At 60.4% G+C, this 20039-nt stretch carries 18 protein-coding genes; all 18 read right to left on the bottom strand.

What is annotated here, in order from left to right:
* Positions 1-194 precede the first annotated feature (194 nt).
* Positions 195-710 (bottom strand): putative pterin-binding protein, encoded by a 516-nt coding sequence (locus tag C8N35_RS22190; protein ID WP_107991946.1) that lies wholly within the window; start codon positions 708-710, stop codon positions 195-197.
* Positions 711-729: 19 nt separating this feature from the next.
* Positions 730-1653: an ATP-binding protein gene (locus C8N35_RS22185; protein WP_170122218.1), complete on the bottom strand. Its 924-nt coding sequence runs from the start codon at positions 1651-1653 to the stop codon at positions 730-732.
* A gap of 62 nt (positions 1654-1715) precedes the next feature.
* Positions 1716-2951: a PP2C family protein-serine/threonine phosphatase gene (locus C8N35_RS22180; protein WP_107991931.1), complete on the bottom strand. Its 1236-nt coding sequence runs from the start codon at positions 2949-2951 to the stop codon at positions 1716-1718.
* A 10-nt stretch (positions 2952-2961) separates the two neighbouring features.
* Complete coding sequence (locus C8N35_RS22175; RefSeq protein WP_107991930.1) at positions 2962-3267, bottom strand: STAS domain-containing protein; 306 nt, start codon at positions 3265-3267, stop codon at positions 2962-2964.
* Between the two features lie 13 nt (positions 3268-3280).
* Positions 3281-4414, bottom strand: coding sequence for a methyl-accepting chemotaxis protein (locus tag C8N35_RS22170; RefSeq protein ID WP_146177460.1), 1134 nt, complete (start codon positions 4412-4414; stop codon positions 3281-3283).
* Positions 4415-4493: 79 nt separating this feature from the next.
* Positions 4494-5552, bottom strand: coding sequence for a protein-glutamate methylesterase/protein-glutamine glutaminase (locus tag C8N35_RS22165; RefSeq protein ID WP_107991928.1), 1059 nt, complete (start codon positions 5550-5552; stop codon positions 4494-4496).
* A gap of 8 nt (positions 5553-5560) precedes the next feature.
* Positions 5561-6199: a chemoreceptor glutamine deamidase CheD gene (locus C8N35_RS22160; RefSeq protein ID WP_210203645.1), complete on the bottom strand. Its 639-nt coding sequence runs from the start codon at positions 6197-6199 to the stop codon at positions 5561-5563.
* Positions 6196-7065, bottom strand: a complete 870-nt coding sequence (locus tag C8N35_RS22155; RefSeq protein ID WP_107991926.1) for a CheR family methyltransferase — start codon at positions 7063-7065, stop codon at positions 6196-6198. Before C8N35_RS22155 ends, C8N35_RS22160 begins: the two co-directional genes overlap by 4 nt.
* Positions 7066-7176: 111 nt before the next feature.
* On the bottom strand, positions 7177-9441 hold the full coding sequence (locus tag C8N35_RS22150) for a methyl-accepting chemotaxis protein (RefSeq protein ID WP_107991925.1): 2265 nt from the start codon (positions 9439-9441) through the stop codon (positions 7177-7179).
* Between the two features lie 123 nt (positions 9442-9564).
* The gene (locus tag C8N35_RS22145; protein ID WP_107991924.1) at positions 9565-10086 is read right to left on the bottom strand and encodes a chemotaxis protein CheW; all 522 of its coding nucleotides are present in this window, start codon (positions 10084-10086) and stop codon (positions 9565-9567) included.
* An 18-nt stretch (positions 10087-10104) separates the two neighbouring features.
* Positions 10105-12303 (bottom strand): chemotaxis protein CheA, encoded by a 2199-nt coding sequence (locus C8N35_RS22140; protein WP_107991923.1) that lies wholly within the window; start codon positions 12301-12303, stop codon positions 10105-10107.
* 19 nt (positions 12304-12322) lie between these two features.
* A complete protein-coding gene (locus C8N35_RS22135) occupies positions 12323-12694 on the bottom strand; it encodes a response regulator (RefSeq protein WP_107991922.1) in 372 nt (123 codons plus the stop codon).
* Positions 12695-12973, bottom strand: a complete 279-nt coding sequence (locus C8N35_RS22130) for an STAS domain-containing protein (protein ID WP_107991921.1) — start codon at positions 12971-12973, stop codon at positions 12695-12697.
* Positions 12974-13199: 226 nt separating this feature from the next.
* Positions 13200-15491, bottom strand: a complete 2292-nt coding sequence (locus C8N35_RS22125; protein WP_170122217.1) for an ATP-binding protein — start codon at positions 15489-15491, stop codon at positions 13200-13202.
* Between the two features lie 499 nt (positions 15492-15990).
* A complete protein-coding gene (locus tag C8N35_RS22120; RefSeq protein ID WP_107991919.1) occupies positions 15991-16719 on the bottom strand; it encodes an SDR family oxidoreductase in 729 nt (242 codons plus the stop codon).
* 71 nt (positions 16720-16790) lie between these two features.
* Positions 16791-18230: a xylulokinase gene (gene xylB, locus C8N35_RS22115; RefSeq protein WP_107991918.1), complete on the bottom strand. Its 1440-nt coding sequence runs from the start codon at positions 18228-18230 to the stop codon at positions 16791-16793.
* A gap of 15 nt (positions 18231-18245) precedes the next feature.
* A complete protein-coding gene (locus C8N35_RS22110) occupies positions 18246-18935 on the bottom strand; it encodes an HAD family hydrolase (protein ID WP_107991917.1) in 690 nt (229 codons plus the stop codon).
* Positions 18935-19891 carry a sugar-binding transcriptional regulator gene (locus tag C8N35_RS22105; RefSeq protein ID WP_107991916.1) on the bottom strand — a complete coding sequence of 319 codons (957 nt, stop codon included), beginning with the start codon at positions 19889-19891 and terminating at the stop codon, positions 18935-18937. Before C8N35_RS22105 ends, C8N35_RS22110 begins: the two co-directional genes overlap by 1 nt.
* Between the last annotated feature and the right edge of the window lie 148 nt (positions 19892-20039).

Genomic DNA, 20039 nt, shown 5'->3' with positions numbered 1-20039 from the left:
CGTCTCGCGATCAAACTGATGGATCGCCCAAATTGCGTCTTCTCGAATGCTGTCCTGCAGTTGGTTTTCGCGAGTGATGATGATCATGAACATGGCGGCCGTGGCCAATAGCAAGACCCCTGAGAGCGCCAGCAGGTATTTGGTTGCCCGTCCCGCCTGTTCGACAGCGAGCTGACTGTCCCTCAGCTCGCCTTTCAACGCACAACCTCGATTTCACGGATCTGCCAAACCGAACGCACGAAGTATTTTTCGTTGTAGACGTCGGGGTTCTTGTCGAAGGGGTAGATGAGGAATATCGGTCCCTTGTCCCGTATGCTCATGTATTGGTCATTTTTCTTCAGAGCGAGGATAGTGTCCAGTTCATATGCGTCCGAAAGCGGGACTTCGGCGCTGTAATCGTTCAAGGCGCGGATCACAAGCGTGCTTCCGGAGGCGCCCACGCGATCAAGAACGGAGCGCAGCAACGGACCTTCGAAGGTGACAATGCCCTGGGTCCATGGCGTCTGGACAGTGGCGATGCGGCCCGGCAGAGCGTTCAGCATCGCTAGGTCGAAGTGGGCGGCGCCGTCGCGGTTGGTGTGAGCAATGTTTCCATGCACCACGAGGAGCGCCTTGCCCTTCGGTGTCTCCAGTTCTTCGGCGTTGACGCTCTCGATGGTTACCGGTGTCAATGCGATCAACCACAAGAGCATTGCAAACAGGGGTTTCATTTCCATCTCCACGATTGCTTCATCTTGGATCCGTGTTTTCCTCTGCCGAGACGTCTTCGGGGGCATCCCCGGGGCGGTCGCAGAAGTGAACGGTGGCTTCGACCGTGTTGCCCGCGCCGATATAGGAGAGCTCGTCGAAGCACATGCGGCAGACAAGCCGGATGCCGCGTCCGTTCGGGCGTTCAAGTTGCAGCTCCCGTTTCAGAAACTTGCGGAAATCGAAGCCGGGACCTTCGTCGCTGACCTGCAGACGGGCGCTGTTTGGGCCGGCGGAGAAGACCACGCGCGCGACGCGGTCGCGGTAGCGTTTGAGCCTCAATCTGCGGGTAACTTCCTCGTGGAAGCGGCCGGTTTCGAGAAGGCGGGTCTTTTCTTCGAAACTGATCCCCAGGTTCCCGTGCTCTATTGCGTTGGACAGCAATTCCCATATGCCGATGCGAACCTTCTCCGGTTCGGGGGTATTGCTGGCCAGAAGGTTCGACAGTTTCTCAGCCTCCTCCAGTGAGCGGATCTCGAAGACGCCGGACAGGAGCAAGCCGAACTCGGAGGGCTCCGCGCGCGGAGACGCGGGAACGGGAGAGGGATGGGGAACCCTGGTGTGCAACAGGTCTTGGAGGGGGAGAGAGTCTTGTGGTGCCTCATCCACGAGCGTCGCTCCGGCCTGGCGCACCTGTTCGCGCATTTCCGTATCGGCCTCCTCCATCAGGACAACCGTATGCAGCGCAGGACAGATTGCGGCAGGGAGAGGTTGACGCAGAAGGTTCTGGATATGCGCGCGCGGTAATGGCTCTTCGACGAGGGCGACCTCGATATTGTCGCAACATGCGCACACGATCTGTTTCAGATCCTGTGGGGTTTCGACGAACCGGAAACGGGCGCCCTTTTTCTGCAAGACGGCCGCGGCGGATAGGATCCGGCTGGCATCGTCGGACAGGATCGCCACGAGGCCCCTCCTGTTGCGAGATGTTGCGGGACCTGAACGCCCTGCGAGAGGGTCGGATTGGCTCATGGAGCCGCGCTCCTCGATTTGAGAATCACAATCGTCAGGTCGTCTTCGGGCTTCTCCATACCGGTCTTGCGAAGATGATTGAGAACCTTCTCCTTCTGTTCTTGCGGTGTTGCCCCGGCGGACATGCTTTGAAGGAATTCGCACAGAGAATGTGTCGTGAAGACCGCATTCGGGGGTTCCGGAGTTTCGATCAACGCATCGCTGTAGAGAAAAAGCGTGCTGCCAGGCGGGAATGCACAGGTTGCATTTTCGTAGCGTGCCCCGCTGAGCAGGCCGATTGGATAGCCGGCGCTGTCGAGGGACTGGAAGGAACCTGCGGTGTCGGGGGAATTCAGGAGTGGGGGCGGGGCGCCGGCGGAAGCATAGTCGAATGTGTTGCGCGCAAAATCGATGAAGGCGCAAAACACGGTTGCGAACTGGCCGGCTGGTAGCAGGTCGTAGAAGAAGACATTGAGTTGGGAGAGCCATTCGGCCGGGGAACCCGCCTTGACGGCGCCGCCGACGATGAAGGAATGCAGGCGGAAGGTGTTCAATGCGGCGCCGACGCCGTGGCCGGAGAAGTCGGCGCTGAACACGGCCAGCCGGTCGTCATCGATCGGGGAAAGGCCCCAGAGGTCGCCGCCCAGTCCGATGGAGGCTTCATAGTGACTGGCAAGGGTGACGCCGTAGCGCGCGCTTATCGCGGCGAGTTCGTCGTCTTCGGGCAGGATGGATTCCTGCATCGTACGCGCGAGCGCCAGCTCGTTTTCCATGCGCCGCTGGAAATCCGAAAGACGGGCGATCAGACGCCGTTTTTCCAGATGCGTCCGCACGCGGCCGAGCAATTCCTGGGGGTCGATCGGCTTGGAGATCAGGTCGGCCGCGCCCGCGCTGAAGACGGCGGAGCGTTCCTCGGACTTGTTGAGCGCTGTTTGAACCAGGATCGGTACATTAGCCGTTTCGGGAGATGAGTGGAGGCGGTGACACAGCTCGAAGCCATCGATGCGCGGCATCATCAGATCGGTGATAATGAGATCGGGGGCCCATTCGTGCGCGATGTCTAGCCCTTCGGCCCCATCGCAGGCTTCGCGCAAGTTGACGTAGCCGTAATTGCGCAGATAGCCGGCGATCACCGCACGGACCGTCAATGTGTCATCGACGATCAGAATGCGTGAGTTCTTCAACTCGAAACCGAGGTTGTCGCTGAACCGGTGGCTCTGGGCCTCGTCAAATCCCTCCCGATCCCTCCTCATGGGCACGCCATCATTTTTCGACGTTCAGGAGCTTGTCGAACTTGCCGAGTTCGATGAGCGCCTTCACGTGGCCTTGCGGGGAACGCAGGGTGAGAGACCAGCCATTCTCCTTGCCGGTTTCCAAAGCAACCATGAACATGCCAAGACCGGAGGAGTCGATGGACTGCAATTCCGACAGGTCGATAATGCACGACTCCACTTTCGCTGCCGTGATCTGGTTGAGCAGATGGCGGAATTCGGCGTGGTCGGAGAACACCAAACGTCCGCTCAGCTTGATGTGATGGGTTTGGCCCGTCTGGCTGGTCTGGGCATTCATGGAACGGGTTCCTTCAGAAAAGCTCGATGGTGTCGTCGAGCTCGGACGGGGCGGCGGAATTGCTGTTGCTTGCCCCTTGCGCGGGCGTGGCCGTATCCACGGTGAGCTGGAGGTGGTTCAGGAAGCGCGCCCGGACGTCGCCGAGCGAGAATTCGCTGGCGATGGCGCGGGCCCATTCGCCGTCCACTGCTTCGCTCTTATCCGTTTCAGGGAGTTCGCGTTTCGTCCTGCTCTCCAGGTCCGTATTGCCGGTGGCCAGTGCGTTCAAACCAATGCCAACGTTCTGCAGGACCTGCGTGGTCCGATCCTGGAACTGCATACTGACGACGGCTGCGGAAATATCGTTGGTGATATCCTGGGATGTGGACGCGGTATCTTCCAGGAACTGCGATAGGCGAGCATTCTGGCCGACGATGCAATCCATGATCATCGTAAAGCGGGCATTGGTCTCGACATTCTGCTCCGACATGTCCAGGCTCGCGATGTCCTGCACGAGGGAATGTGTCTTGTGCAGATTTTCCGAGATCGATCCGAGTTGTCCCTTCAGCGTGCTCGCCATGTCGCCGACCCGCTTGGCCAGCTCTCGGACCTCCTGGGCGACGACAGCGAACCCCCGCCCGGCTTCGCCTGCACGCGCCGCCTCGATCTTCGCGTTGAGTGCCAGAAGATTGGTCTGGTAGTTGATCTTGTCGATTTGCTGGACACTCTTGTCGACATCCGCCAGCTCGACCATCACGTCGTCGAGCGTGTAAACCATCGATATGCTGCGCGAGGACAGGTGGATGATCCGTTCCATCAGATCCGAAAGCGTCGTTCGCAGTCCTCCTGCGAATTCCGTCAAGGGGATGACCTCGTCACCGATCGTGACCGCTGTCGTCAGTTCCGCGATCTCGAGCACGGATCGCGCTTGCTCCTGCGTCTTGTCGGCAATGCTTTGAAAACGGCCGGTCAGATCGGAGACGCTTTCCTCCACATCCGTCGACGCCCGTCCGATCTCGGCGACGAGCGCTTCCAAGGCGTAACGTTGCGTGCGTGAAAGGCCCAGCCATTTGTCCAGGAGATCGACTGCCTGCTCTTTATTCAGGTCTTGTTGCATAACTAGGAATATTCCCTGAATTATATGAGTATGGAGTCGGAAATGCCGCACATATTTCTGATGCAGAATGGTTTATATGCGGTTTATCTGATCTGTATACTTATACATACGGAATTTTACTTGCAGATTTTTATATGCGGGTCGTGCGTAACGCGGTCGGGCTGCAGGCATCCAGGATATTCTGGGCAATTTGATCGAGCGGTAGTTGTGTCTCGACCGCTCCACATTCCATCGCGGCGCGCGGCATGCCGTAGACGATGCAGCTCGCAGCGTCCTGACCGAATGTTGTGGAACCCGCCTTGCGCATTTCCAGAAGGCCCAGGGCGCCGTCCTTGCCCATTCCCGTCAGGATCACGCCGAGTGCATTGCGGCCGGCGGCGGTGGCCACGGAACGGAACAGCACGTCCACAGACGGGCAATGACCGGACACGCGATCGTCTCCATTCACATTGCATACGTAGTTGGCGCCGCTGCGTGTCAGACGAAGGTGTAGATCCCCGGGGGCGATATAGGCGTGTCCGGGCAGGACGCGTGTGCCTTCGCGCGCTTCCTCCACCGCAATGTTGCAAAGTCCGTCGAGACGTTTGGCGAACGTTGAGGTGAAATGGACAGGCATGTGCTGCGTGATGAGGATGGCGGGACTATCGGCGGGAAGCGCGGAAAGAACCGTTCGAAGTGCTTCCACCCCACCTGTCGAGGCGCCTATGGCGACGATCTTCTCCGTCGAGGAATACCCGCTGTTGCGCGGCTCGGCGGCGGTTCGCATCGGCTCGCGCCGCAGGTTGGCAGAGGCCGCCGTCTTGACCTTGGCGCAGATTTCCACCTGCTTTTCCAGAAGGCCGAACTGAAGATCTACCGTGGGTTTGGCCACGAAATCAATGGCGCCCATTTCCAGGGCCTGCAACGTCGTGTCCGCGCCGGCCTGCGTGAGAGACGACACCATGACCACCGGCATGGGGCGCAGGGTCATGATCTTGTGCAGGAATTCCAATCCGTCCATGCGCGGCATCTCAATGTCGAGTGTAATGACATCGGGGAGAAGCTGTTTGATCTTGTCGCGCGCGGCGTAGGGGTCGGATGCGCTGCCGACGACCTCGATGTCGGGATCGCCGGACAGCATCCTGGTCAGCAACTGACGGATCAGTGCGGAATCGTCGACGATCAGTACACGGACCGGTTTGTGCGGCATCACTGTCCTCAATCGAAAAGGTCGACGTCGCCTTCAATCGGCTGTTGTTGCAGGGACTGGACATAATTCTGCTCGGAGCGGATGAGGCGGAGGTCTGTCGTGGGTTTCAACAAGAGGCGTTTGACCGCGCCCGTGGCGGGAAAATAGTGGATACGCCGGCCGCGGGGGCCACCGAGATCTTGCGACTTGAAAGGCAGCCCTTCGGTCCTCAGGTAACCCAGAGCAAATTCGAGGTTCTGGGTGCCGACCATGCTCGGACCGTTGTAGAGGTTCGCGCCACCGAAGAGCTTGATTTCCAGATCTGCGCGTGGGCACCCGGTTTTCAAGACGTCGTTGATCAAGGCTTCCATGGCGAAATTGCCGTAGCGCATGGCCGAGCTCAGACCACTCCAGTCGCCACTGTCGCTTCGAGGCAGCATGAAGTGGTTCATGCCACCGTAGCCGGTGCGCGGATTGCGCACGCACGCGGCGACGCAGGAGCCCAGGATGGTGACGATCATTTCGTCCCTGGCGCCCGTAGTGTAGTAGGCGCCGGGCAGAACGCGGACCTGTTCCACGCCGTATTGATGGTTGAAGGAGCGCGACACGGCCGGCATCCCGCCGGGGTGTGGGCTTGCGGGTGCAGGGGTGAGCAGGGACGCGGTCACGCGGTGCGCTTTCGATAGATCGTGCGGCCCTTGAGCTCGAAAGTCGTCTGACGATCGAGCAGGCTCTCCGAATGGCCGATGTAGAGCCACCCGTCGGGGCGCAGAAGGTCCGCGAAACGGTTTATCAGCCGTGTCTTGGTGGGGGCGTCGAAATAGATCATCACGTTTCTGCAGAAAATGGCGTCGAAAGGACCCCGCATGGGCCATTGGCCCAGAAGATTGAGTTGCTTGAAGGCGATCAGACGCCGCAGATCGGGCGCGGCCGTCAGACCGGCGTCCGTGCTCGGAGTGCGTGAGAAATGATGGGCGATCAGGGGACGCGGGACCTGCGAGAAGGCGTCTATGGGATAGATGCCGGCGGAGGCATGTGCGAGCACGGAGGTGTCGAGGTCGGTGGCCAGAATACGGGCGTCCCAGTTGTTCAGATCGCGAAAGCCCTGGCAGATTGTCATGGCGATGGAGTAGGGCTCCTCGCCAGTGGAGCACCCCGCCGACCAGATCCGCATCCGACGACGCCCCGTCCGGTGCGCTTCCTCCCTGATCTCCGGCAGGACGGTTGCCGCCAGATGTTCGAAGTGATGCGGCTCGCGCATGAACTTCGTGAGATTGGTGGTGATCGCATTGATCAGCAGACCGAGTTCGCTCTCGCCGCGACGGCCGGATACCAGGGCGCAGTAGTCTCTGAATGTTCTCAGGTTCAATTGGCGCAAGCGCTTGGTCAGACGCGAATAGACCATGCTCTTCTTGTGCGCTTTCAGCACGATGCCGCTATTGTCGTAGACCAGCTTCGAAAGCGCGGCGAAGTCCTCATCGGTGAAGAGGAATTCCGGTTGCTTTTGCAATGGAGCGGGGGTTGGCGAGAGCATGGGTGACGGAACCTGGATTGGACGGCGGGCTCCGGCCGCATCGCGTCTTGAGCGATACGGCCGGTCGACGGGATAAAGCTCGAAGGCGGTGCTGTCACGGCGCTCGCGGGCTCAGAATTCCTTCCAGTCGTCGTCCTCCAGCGCGGTCTGCAGGCTTGCCTGCATGGCAGCGACGCCGCCGCTACCGCCTGTAGCCGCACGTTGCGGGATGCGGACGGGCCTTGCGGGCGCCGGTACGCGTTGCGATGTTGGATGCAGTCGCGTGACCGCCTCACCTTCCGAACGTACCCTTTCCATGGCGGCCTCATCCAACTGGTAGACGGCCATGCGCTGGTAGAGGTTTTCGGCCTGTTCCTGCAGCATGCGGCAAGCGGCGGCGCTTTCCTCGACCAGGGCGGAGTTCTGCTGGGTCATCTCGTCCATCTGGCCGATCGCCTTGTTGATCTCCTCCACGCTGGTGGACTGTTCTCGGTTGGCGGCGGCGATCTCGGAAACGATGTCGGTTACGCGCTTGACGGAATCGACGATCTCGGTCAGCGAATTGCCGGCGTCGTTGACCAGCGATACGCCGTCCTTGACCTGGCGACCGCTTTCCACGATCAGCGCCTTGATGTCGCGCGCGGCCTGTGACGAGCGTTGAGCCAGAGAACGAACTTCCGAGGCGACCACCGCAAATCCCTTACCCGCGTCTCCGGCGCGTGCGGCTTCCACCGCGGCGTTGAGTGCGAGCAGGTTGGTCTGGAACGCGATTTCATCGATCACGCCGATGATGTCGGAGATTTTCTGGGAAGATGTCTCTATCTGCGACATCGCGTCGACGGCACGGGTCACGACAGCGCCGCCGTCTGTGGCCACGCCGCGCGCGTTGATGGCCAGCTGGTTTGCCTGCTGGGCATTGTCGGCGTTCTGTTTCGTGGTTGCAGCGATCTCCTCCATGGAAGCGGCCGTTTCCTCCAGATTGGAGGCTTGCTGCTCTGTGCGCTGCGAAAGGTCATTGGTGCCGGTGGTAATCTCCTCCGCTCCTTCATTGACGGAGCGCGAGGATGTGATGATGAAGGCGACCAGGTTCGACATGGTGTCGAGCAGGCCGTTGATGCCTTCGCACATATCCGCGACTTCGCCCGTCATTCCCTCAAGCGGAATGCGCTTGCGCAAGTCGTTCGACTTGGCTGCGGCGACGGCGGACTGGCAACTGGAGACGGCGTTCTCCAGCATCTGCGACAGTCTCACTTCCTCGGTGATATCGGTGGCGAACTTGACGACCTTGAAGGGGCGCCCGTCTGCGTCGAGTATCGGGTTGTAGCTGGCCTGGATCCAGATTTCGTCGCCGGTCTTGGAGATACGCTTGTAACGGCCGCTGTCATAGATGCCGTGGCCGAGCTTCTCCCAGAACTGGCGGTATTCGGGCGAATGACGGTAGGCCGGCTCCACAAACACGGAATGGTGCTTGCCCTTCAGTTCCTCAAGGCTGTAGCCGAGCGTGGCGAGGAAGTTCTGATTGGCGTTAAGAACCGTTCCGTCGAGAGCGAATTCGATAACCGCCTGCGCCTTGTTGATGGCTTCCAGTTGGCCGCGGAAATTGGCGTTCTGGTTGGTTTGCTCGGTGATATCGGAAGCGTATTTCACCACCTTGAGCACATTGCCATCGGCGTCGAGGATCGGATTGTAGCTGGCTTCCAGCCATATCTCCTTACCGTCCTTTGCGATGCGCTTGTACTGGCCTCGGTCGAGTTCGCCGCGCCCTAGCTTTTCCCAGAACAGACGGTATTCGGTCGTGTCCCGTTCGCCCTTCGGCATAAGAATTGAGTGGTGTTTGCCCCGTATCTCGTCGAGGCTGTACCCGGTCGCTTTCTCGAAATTCTTGTTTGCGCGCAGGATTGTACCGTCAGTGGCGAACTCAATCACCGCCAGAGCCTTGTTTATGGCATCGATCTGGCCGCGGAAATTGGCATTCAGCTCGTTGAATTCGGTGACGTCCGCCCATTCCAGGGTGTTGCCGATATAAGTACCCGACGTGTCGAATACGCCTGTGATGTTGAGTTCAATGGTGAGGGGGCCGACGTTGATCTCTGTCTTGTGGGGCAGATTGGCCGGATCCGCGAGAAGGCGGCGTTGATGGCTCGGGTTCTTGTGGAACACATCGATGTTCGTTCCCACGATCTTGTTGGGATTGAAGTCGCGAAGGAGTGTTCTGAAATGCTCCTCATGCTTCGTCAGCAGCGCCATCGTGCTGCCGTTGACATAAGTGATCGTGAAGTCCCGGTCGATCATCATGATCGCGGTCGACACATTGTCGATCGCCTGGCGCAGGTTGCGACCGATTTCCTGCTCCCGGGTGTCCGCGCCGGTTGTGGAATTGAAGTTGAACCAGGACATCTTGTATTTCCTTTCGACCTTCCGGATCGGGCTGGCGAGGGGGCCTCGAACCCCCGGCAAGGGATCAAGCTGGAGGATGTCGTCGCCGCGGCTCCGAGCCGGGACGGCATCCGCTCATTCCTGTCAGGCGGCGATCTCTCCGGCCGCTGTTGTCTGTTCGCGCCCGAATAGCTTTTCGAGCGAAAGAATGATGACCATTCCGGTCTTGGTGGTGACGATGCCGGACAGGTATGTGGTGGACGCGACCTGTTCCGTGTCGGGCACCGGGCGGATGGCATCCGTGTCGATAGTCAGGATGTCGGACACGGCATCCACGAGCAGACCGATCGTCCGGTCCATGACGCTGGCGATGATGACCACGTGAAAGGCCGTCGCTTCGGTCATGCCCATGCCGAACCGACAGCGCAGATCGAAGATCGGCACGATGGTGCCGCGCAGGTTCATGACGCCGCGGTTGTAAGGTGGCTGATTGGGCAGGGTCGCGGTCGACGTCCAGCCCTTGATTTCACGCACCGAGATTATGTCGATGGCGAATTCCTCGTTGTCGACGCGAAAACTGATGAACTGGCGCGGCTCACGTATGGAATGGTCCGCCTGGTCGGGCGTTCCCGCACCAGGCGCGGACAGGTCTTTGTTGGCGGTCATGACAATCCTCCGTTTCGCTCACGCCAGAGCGGCGAGGGGAGCTTCAGCTTCGGGTGAGGGTATTGGAGCGCTCCCGGTGTCGGAGCAGGGCGCGGACGCGCGCTCTCGGCGCCCGCTGACGTGATCCGGCATGCGGCGCAATTGTTCGACGTCGAGGATCAGTGACACGCGGCCGTCGCCCAGAATGGTGGCGCCGGATATGCCGGGAATGGGTTCGAAATTGTCGTGCAGGCTCTTGATCACGACCTGTTGCTGGCCGATCAGCTCGTCGACGACGATCCCGATCTTGTTGTTGTTGGTGCTCTCGACCAGCACGACGAGGCCGTCCCAGGCGTTGGGTATGGCTTCGCTGACGCCGAAGATCCGGCTCAAGTGGATGAGGCGGATGTACTCGCCGCGAATGAAAACCACCTCGCCGCCGCCGGTCAGAGCGCGCACATGGGCGGGGTCCGGCTTGAAGCTCTCTACGATACTCGTCAGGGGAAGAATGTATTTCTCCCGTCCGACAGCCACGAGCATACCGTCGAGTACCGCCAGCGTGAGCGGGATGCTCAAGGTGAAGCGGGTGCCTTTTCCCGCCTCGGAACGCATGGCGATGCGTCCGCCGAGATTGACAATGTTGCGCCGCACGACGTCCATGCCGACGCCGCGTCCGGACACATCGGACACGGCGGCTGCCGTGGAAAAACCCGGTGCGAAGATCAAATCATCGATTTCCTCGTCGGATATCTTTGCATCCGGCGCGATGAGGCCCTTTTCCACTGCCTTCGCGAAGAGCTTTTCGCGACTGATACCAGCGCCGTCGTCGGTCAACTCGATGCGGATGTTGCCACCGGCGTGGCTGGCGGTCAGGCGCACGGTGCCTTGTTCCGGCTTGCCGTCCGCTAGGCGAACTTCCGGCGGTTCGATGCCGTGGTCGACAGCGTTTCGGATCATGTGCGTCAACGGATCTGCCAGTTCCTCGATGACCGTCTTGTCGACCTCGGTCTGCTCGCCGGCGGTAACGAGCCGCACTTTCTTGCCGAGCTTGGCGGAGATGTCGCGCACCATACGGGGCATGCGCGCGAACACGGATTTGACCGGCTGCATGCGGATCGCCATGACGCATTCCTGCAATTCACGCGTCAGTGTTGCGATTTCGTCGAAACCCTGCGTCGTGGTGAGCTGCGGCGTGTCGCCTGCATCCGAGTGGGATTGCTGGACCAGCATCGATTGGGCGATGATCAGCTCTCCGACCACATTGACCAGCCGGTCCACACGGGCCAGATCGACGCGAATGGAGGTCACGCCGGCACTTTTCTGATTGACCGCAGCCTGTCCGGCACCCCCAGTCTCCGCTGTCGAAGCTGGGAGCTGCGATGTCGTTGCGAGATGCGGGTGGGGAACCGTCTGCGTGGCTTCGGCCGGCATTGTTGCTGTGCCGCTTTCTTCATCGTCGATCGGCTCGGCCACCGGCAGATGTGCCTCTGGGGCGATGACCAGGTCGCAATCCTCGTCTACGAATTCGAAGACCTCGCGCAGATCGGCAAGCGGGCGGTCTGTCTCGATCTCGATATCCCAGGCGAGGTAGGCGTCTTCCGGTTCTAGGGCGCCGAGGTTGGGCAGGCGGCTGGTGTCGCATGTGACCGCGACGTCGCCGAGCCGCATGAGTTCCCGGATCAGCAGAAGTGGTTCGTTCGCGTGACGAAACAGTTCCGGGAACGGCGCAAACCGGATGGAATAGCGCGTTGAAGCGCTCTTTGCCGACGTGTCGTCTGTAACTGCGGACACCGCATCCGGGGCGGGAGTATCAGTGTGCCGGGCCAGCCCCGCCTGCTGGAGAAGTGCGGCGAGTTCCGCTCCCTCGGCTTCGCCGAAATCGGCGGCAAGCTCGCGCCCCTCTTGGGCCGCCTCCACCAACGTCGCCAACACGTCGGCGGCCCGTACCAGAGCTGCGGTCACCGCCTCGCTCTGGTGGACCTGTCCATCGCGCAAGGCATCGAGAAGGGTTTCATAGGTGTGGGAAAATGAGACGAGCCGAGTGAAATTGAAGGCGCCTGCACCGGCCTTGATCGAATGGACGGCCCGGAAGATCGCGTTCAGTTCTTCTGTATCGCCGGCGCGCTCCTGAAGATCGGCGAGATGCTCTTCGAGCGCGGAAAGCAATTCCGCGCATTCCTCGAAGAAGGTCTGGCGAAACTGCGCGAATTCGTCGGTGTCGGGGCGATCGGAGTTCAATGGTTCTGTCCTCCTGGCGTCAGCTCGACGGGCAGACCTTGTTGACGACCTGAAGCAGCTTCTCCGGGGCGAATGGCTTGATGATCCAGCCGGTAGCTCCGGCCGCGCGGCCTTCAGCCTTCTTCTGATCGCCGCCCTCGGTCGTCAGGATGAGGATGGGAATGGAACGGTGGCTCGTTCCGGCCCGCACCTTTTTCACCAACGTGACCCCGTCCATATTGGGCATGTTGATGTCGGTGATGATCAGATCGACACGAGTACCGTCCAGAAGCGAGAGCGCTTTGACGCCATCCTCGGCTTCCACGACCTCGAAACCCGCGCCACTGAGCGTGAAACGCACCATGTCGCGCATGGTCTTGGAATCGTCGACGGTCAAAATCCGCTTGCCCATTTAATCGGTGCTCCAGCGCTGCAATTCTTCGACAAGGCCCAGATCCGCACATGCGGCCAAAAAGGCCGGCGACGGAGCATTGATGGTGAAGGTACGTCCCTCGGTGCTCAACGAGCGGCCCGCAGACAAAAGAACCTGAATGCAGGCAGTGCCCACGCGGGAGACCTGTTGCGCATTGACACAAACGGCGCGATCTCCGCCGTCTTCGGCGGTCAACGTCGCCTTGAGGTCAGATGCCGCCTCTATATCCAGATGTTCGGGAAGATTTATTATCAGCATTTATTCTTCATACACAATTTTGTCTGGGCGTTTTGTTTGACATCTGCGCGAAGGCGACGCAAAGATAAGTTTGTAATTTTGTTTGTAATACTTGTGCATTATATCGTTTAAATAATAATTAATGCGATGTATTTACCGTCATAAATATTAATACGTATGTATATACTCTATATGTATTTATCGGAATGGAGGGCGCGTTCGTGCGGTACACGCAAGGTCACCACCTCTATTCTGCTGCGCGTCGAAGACTGCCATCATCCAGCAACCCGAGAACCAGGTGCAGGGAGGCGTGCAACTTGTTGGCGTATTCTGCCTTTTCGCTATCCGGTACGTCTTCCACTTTACGGGCGAGGGCGGTGATGTCGTCCAACCCGAACTGGGCGAACAATCCCGCGCATCTGTGAGCCTCCGTGCGTATGGTCGGGAGGTCGCTCTCCTCAAGCGCGATTTTGAGAGTGTCCATGTAGGACTCCGTGTTGCCGCGGAGCTTGTTCAAAAGGTCCGCGAATGTCTCCGCACCCACCGCGTTCCTGAGTTCTCGCAAGGTCGTGTTGTCGATGTGGGGGTGTTCGAAGGCCATGGATCTGGCCTTTCGGAGGGGGCTTGCGCTCGCGGCTGAGCGATAGGTTGTCGTGGATACGGACCCGTCTGCGACGCGCGACGATGAAGGCACGATCGAGTTCACGGCAGTGTCCAGGTCGGATTGCCGCAAGGGTTTGACCAGATAGTCGTCGAACCCGGCCCGCGCGGCGCGTTCGCGGCTTTCCGTATGGGCCTGTGCTGTCAGGGCGAATATGGGGATGGTGTTTGTTGGTGCTGGCAATCTGCGCATCATCATCGCCGTTGCGAAGCCGTCGAGCCTCGGCATTTGTATATCGAGGATCACCAGATCGAAGTGCTCGTTTCGGATGGCGTCGAGCGCCTCTTGACCGTCTTCGACGGCGTGTACGGTGTGGCCGTTGCGTTCAAGCATCTTGGTGACGATCACGCGGCTTGCCGGCGTGTCCTCGGCGACCAGGATGCGCAATGTTTGGGGGGACATATCCGGGGCGTGCGCCTGGAAACCCTTCATGTCGGCGGCGTATGCCGGACTCTCTTCGGTGACAACCAGAGGAATGTCGAGCCGGAAGGTGGTCGTGTAACCGGGGCGTTCGCACAGGGAGACGGCTCCCCCCATCAGGTCCGCGAGCCGTTTGCAGATTGCCAGCCCCATGCCTGAGCCGGCGAGGCCCTTGTCGGCTTCTTGCCTGCCCTGCTCGAATGCGTCGAATAGCCGGTGTACGTCGCTGGACGGGATGCCGATGCCTGTGTCGCGAATTTCGAAATACAGCCTGTCTCCGTCCTCGCATCTGTTGCGTCCGGCGACGAGCTCCACACATCCCGTTTCGGTAAACTTGACTGCATTGGCGAGCAGGTTGAGGACGATCTGGTGGAGACGGTCGCGATCCGCGTGAATGACATCGGGCAGATCGCGCGCGAAGGACTGGCGCAACTCGATCGGCTTTTCCGCAGTAAGGACGCGTGCGATGTTCAGCAAGCGCTCGAGCATCGCCTCGAGATTGAATTCGCTCGGGCGCAGTTCCATCCGGCCGCTCTCAAGACGCGAGATGTCCAGAATGTCATTGACCAGTGCCAGAAGATTCTGGGCGGCTTCGTCAATGCCATCGGAAAAAAGCCGCTGTTCGTCATCGAGCTCGCTATCGCGCAAGAGCTGACAGTAGCCCATGACAGCATTCATCGGAGTGCGGATCTCATGGCTTATCATGGCCAGGAATTCTGATTTTGCGCGGTTGGCGCGCTGTGCCGCGCTCGCAAGCTCTTCTGTGCGGAAGGCCTGGGCTTCCAGCGTTGCTGCCTGACGTTCGAGGCGTGTGTAAGCGTCGGAAAGGGCACTCTCGCGGGTCTTGGCCTCGGTGATGTCGGTAAGCACGTTCACAATGCCGCCGGTGCGCGTGCGGCGGTTGGAGATCTGGATCCAGCGTCCGTCTGCCAGGCCTTCCTCGACAGCGGCGCAGGACTGGTCACGGCGTCGATTTACGCGGTTGGCGACAAAATGCTCGATGTCATCGATCGGCCCGTAGGTGCCGGCCTGCGCGGCTGCGCGGATGATATCGCGAAAGGCTACGCCGGGCGCGATCTCCAGATCCACTTCCGAGTAGAGCGCGCGAAAAGGAGCGTTGCACAATACAAGCCGGTCCCGATCGTCGAAGATCGAAAATCCCTCCTGCGTGCTTTCAATGGCGTCCAGCAGGGTAGAGCGTGCATCCTGTGCCTCTTCCGCCAGCCGGCCGATGGACGATGTCTGCAGTTCGAGACGCTCTCGAATGGTGTTCATCTCGTCTTGGCGGTTCTCGATGCGGTATTGACCAATCGCATAGCCCAGGCACAAGGCGCTCAATCCGATTGCCGCACTCAGCAGCGACACGGTGGTCCCGCCAGCGGACGAGAGGTGTGAAATGAGCTGGCCAAGCGAGAGCACCGCGAGCCCGGCCGCGCACATGCCTGCAATCAGGATCATGGGGAGCGCCAGACCGCCGCGTCGCGGTGGCCGGTTGGTGAGTGCACTCTTGAATGGGTTCATGAACAGGGCTTGAAATCTCTGCGTGTCTTGCTGCGTAGCGATTTTAGCTCTGAACTATAAATGCAATATTATTTCACAAGTCATATGTTATTTGTAATTATACGCATGTAATGCAATTGTATTATTTGCCCTTATGTATTTTACTCATCCGAACTTCATGCAATTTGTTCAAATATATTTTTGTTATTCCAAGCTTCATTTGATTGCTTGAATTGCTCGTGAAACGTGATCGACTGGCTGTGTGCGGGCGATGACCACGTTACAGCCAAGCGGCGGGGCAGGGCGGTGAAGGCGGTACTTCGCAAAGTTCCAGAGCAAACGACAGAGAAGGAGCCGACGACGATCGTCTCGTTCTCTGTCCGGCAAGTGGCGATCTGCCTAGCAGCGCTGAAAAGGCAAAGCGCGCATTGTCTCGATATCGCCGGAGCCGATCGGCTCAGATATCGAAATTCGTCGGCAGCACGATCATGTCGCGGATCGTGACGTTGCGCGGCCGCGAGAGCATGTAGATCACCGCATCGGCGATTTCCGCCGGTTCGAGCAGGCTGCCCGTTTCCTTCGCCTTGCGGAGATTTTCTTCCGGCCAGTCGGCAAGAAGCGCGCTGGCGACCGGGCCGGGAGATACCTGCGCCACCCGGATGCCGTGGCCCTTCAATTGGCGCCGCATGGTCTGGACGAAGCAGGTTATCGCCCACTTCGATCCGGAATAGACCGGTTCCCACTGGATCGGCATGTGACCGGCCACGGAAGCCGTCACCAGGATGTCCCCCGTCTTGCGTTCGATCATGTGGGGGAGCACGTCGCGGACGTTCTTCATGACGGCGTTGACGTTCAGATTGAGCATGCGGTCGATCGTTGCCGTATCGGTGTCGATCAGGTCTCCACCGATGTAGCTTCCGGCATTGCAGTGCAGAATGTCGATATGGCCCACCAGGTCCACGGCGCCCGGAATCATTCGGGCGCAGCTCTCGACATCGAGCAGATCGGTAACGAGGGGGTGTGCGTTGTCCCCCAGGCGGGCACAAACGGACTTGAGCGCGGCCTCGTCGCGATCGGCGAGAACGACGACGGTGCCCGCGGCGATCAATGCTTCCGTCGTTGCCAAACCGATGCCGGAGGCGGCTCCGGTGATCAGCGCCACTTTTCCTTTCAAGCTCTCTGCCAACGTACTTCCTCCCTCGCTGTGATGGTGCAAGCAGGCGCTCGTCGCCCGCATGCGTTCGATATCCCTTGTTTTCAGGAAAGCGCGGCCAGCATTTCTCGTGCCTGCGCATAGCGGGCATAGCCGGCCTCGAAGGCGCTGCCGAGTTCCGCCACCGGCTCGATGGTGCGCGCTATTTTCGGGCGGGTCGCTATGTCCGCCCCCGCACCGGTTGCCGCCATCATGCCAAGCCGGGCGCATCCGAGCGCGGCGCCGTACTCGCCACCGGCCGGCACATCGATCGGGATCCTGAGGACGCAGGCCAGCACCTGCAGCCAGTAGTCCGATCGGCTTCCCCCGCCGATGGCCACCAGACTGGTAACGTCGGTGCCGGTTTCCCTGATGGCTTCCAGGCTGTCGCGCAGGGCGAAGGCGACGCCTTCCAGAACAGCGCGTGTGGTCGTTGTCCGGTCGCTGGAATGCTCCAGCCCGAGAAACGCCGCGCGCACGCTGGCATTGTTGATCGGCGTACGCTCACCGCCGAGATAGGGCAGGAAGAGCGCGCGTCCGGGCGCACTCAGATCGCCCAGAGTGCTGGCCAGGACGGAAGGGTCTGCCTCAAGAAGACGGGCGAACCAGGCGAGCGCATCGCTTGCCGACAAAACGACGCCCATCTGATGCCAACGGTCCGGCAATGCGTGACAGAAGGTGTGAACCGCGGTTTCGGGGGCCGGCGCATAGGCATCATTGGCGACGAACACCACTCCGGAGGTCCCCAGTGAGACAAAACCCTCTCCCGCTTTCGTAAGCCCGGCGCCCACGGCGGATGCCGCGTTGTCGCCGGCTCCGCCGGCGACAACGGCGTCTTTCGCAAATCCCCAACGCGCCGCGATGTCGGCCTTCAGGCAGGCCGAGGCTTCGGACCCCTCCACCAGTCGCGGCATCTGACTGCGGTCCATCCCGCAGGCACCCAGAAGCACGTCAGACCAGTCCCGCTTACCCGTATCGAGCCAGCTGGTACCGGCCGCGTCCGACATCTCGCTCACGAATTCGCCCGTCAGCCAGAACCGGAGATAGTCCTTGGGCAGCAGGACCATACGCGTCGCTTCGAACAGGTGCGGTTCGTGCGCCTTCATCCAGGCCAGTTTCGGGGCGGTAAATCCCGGAAAGACGATATTACCCGATACCGAGCGCCAGACCGGGTCTTTGTCCATCCGCCCGGCTTCGGCTTCGGCGCGGGTGTCGTTCCAGAGAATGGAGGGGCGAAGCACGTTTCCCGCGTGATCGAGCGGCGTGGCGCCGTGCATCTGTCCCGACAGCCCGATCCCGGAAATCCGGTCGAACGAAATCTGGGTCCTGAGCACATCGAGCACGGCTACGAGCGCGTCAACCCAGTCCTGCGGATCCTGCTCCGACCATCCCGACTTCGGACGCGAGATCTCAAGCGGCGCTGTCGCGGAGGCGACGACGGATTGGTCGTCGCGAATTATGAGCCCCTTTAGTCCGCTCGTACCGAGATCAAGACCCAGAAACATGCACCGCCCCCTGTTTCATGCAGATGCGTCCGCGATCTGAAGAAGATCGTCGAACCGCGTTACCACATCTGCCGCGCCTGCTGTCCTGAGACGTGCCGCGTGTTCCTCTCGATGATTGGTGAGGTGTCGCCCGCCAACGAAGCCGACGACCCGCATGCCGGCGCCGATTGCTGCCGATACCCCGGCGCCGGCATCCTCCACGACAAGACAGTCTTCCGGCCGGACGTTCATCTTCCTGGCGGCAAAAAGGAAAAGATCCGGGGCGGGTTTTCCGTGTTCGACCGAATCCGCGCTGTAGGCCCGGCCGGCGAAGCGCTCGCTCAGGTCGACAGTCTTGAGCGCGAAGTCGAGGCGTCGACAGGAGCTGCCCGAGGCGATGCAATAGGGGTATTCGCGGTCGTCAAGACGATCGAGGACGCTCAAAACGCCGGGCATGATGCGCAATTCGCGGGAATAACGCGCAAACAGCCGCGCGTACCATCCTTCCCGAAAGGAGGCGTCCGGCATGCGGCCGGTGGTATCGTGCACGAATGCCTCGATACTCTCGAACGAGGCGCCCAGAAACCGAGCGATCATCTCGCCGAGCTGCAGTTCGATGCCGAATTCCGCCAGACAGGCTTGCAGCTCTGCCAGGGCGATGACCTCGCTGTCGACCACAACGCCGTCGAAGTCGAGGATGAGGGCCTTGCTCTTCTCACGCACCATCAATCGGCCTCGAGCAACAGCTGGGCGGTGACATCGTCGGTGATCAGTGTGCTGACGAGCCCGCGCTTCATTGCGGCGCGGATGATGGAGATCTTGTGATGTCCCGCCGCGGCGAGGATCTTTTCCGGAATGCGCTTTACCGTTTCCAGATCGACGCCGATGGTCCGATCGTTGAGAGGGTGGGCGATCGTGTTGCCCTCGCTGTCGAGGAACCGTCCGAGCACGTCGCCGACCGCGCCGTGAGCTATGAGCTCTTCCTGGCTCACTTCACCCGGAACGCCCGTCGAGACCAGATAGGAGCGGTCCGAAACGTCGCCGGCGACCAGAACGGCCGCGTCGAGATGGCTTAGCTTGCGGAAATGATCGCCGAATATCTCGGGTGCCAGAAACACATTGGGATCGATATCGCGCGACAGATAGATCGGGGCCGCCAGGATCGAATAGTTCGCCCCGAAACGTTCCGCGAAGCCGGAGGCGATCGCGAAGGAGTTGAATGACGCGCCCTTGGTGCTGCCGCCGATCATCGAGACGATCTCGAGATCGGGCCGCAACTGCTTCGGCAGGCGGCGGATCGCGCTTTGCAGGGTCATGCCCCAGGAGACGCCGACGAGTTTCCAGTCGTTGGCGGCGACGCGCTCGCTCAGATAGCTGGCGAGCGCCGCTCCGACAGAGACGTGATAGTCGTAGGCCTCACGGTTTGCCGGCGCCACCAGCGCCTTTTCGAGGCCGAAGCGCTCCTTGATTTCCTCTTGCAGTTCGATGCGCGCCAGGAAGGGGGACTCGATGCTTACCTTCACCATGCCGAGTGACTTGGCGCGCTGGATCGCCTGATTGACGCGCAGCCGCGTCAGCCCGAGCGTCTTGGCGACCTCGGCCTGGGTCATCTCGTTGACATAGTAATGCCAGCAAACCTCACTCACGAGAGCCTCGCTCTCGTCCCGCCCGTCCTGGGGCATGTGCTTGTCCCTTGAATTCACCCTCTGCCCGCCTCCCGACGGATTGGACTTTGTCGCCCTATCGTTTTGCGCGAAGCGCGCCCCTTGCGCGGAGCCGGTCGCATCGCCCGATCTTACATTTGTAAATCTATACACACAAATGGATAAA

This window comes from Breoghania corrubedonensis (genome assembly GCF_003053845.1).
Classification (GTDB): Bacteria; Pseudomonadota; Alphaproteobacteria; order Rhizobiales; family Stappiaceae; genus Breoghania; species Breoghania corrubedonensis.
The sequence above is the reverse complement of the archived record's forward strand: the minus strand, read 5'-3'. Positions and strand labels throughout refer to the sequence as shown.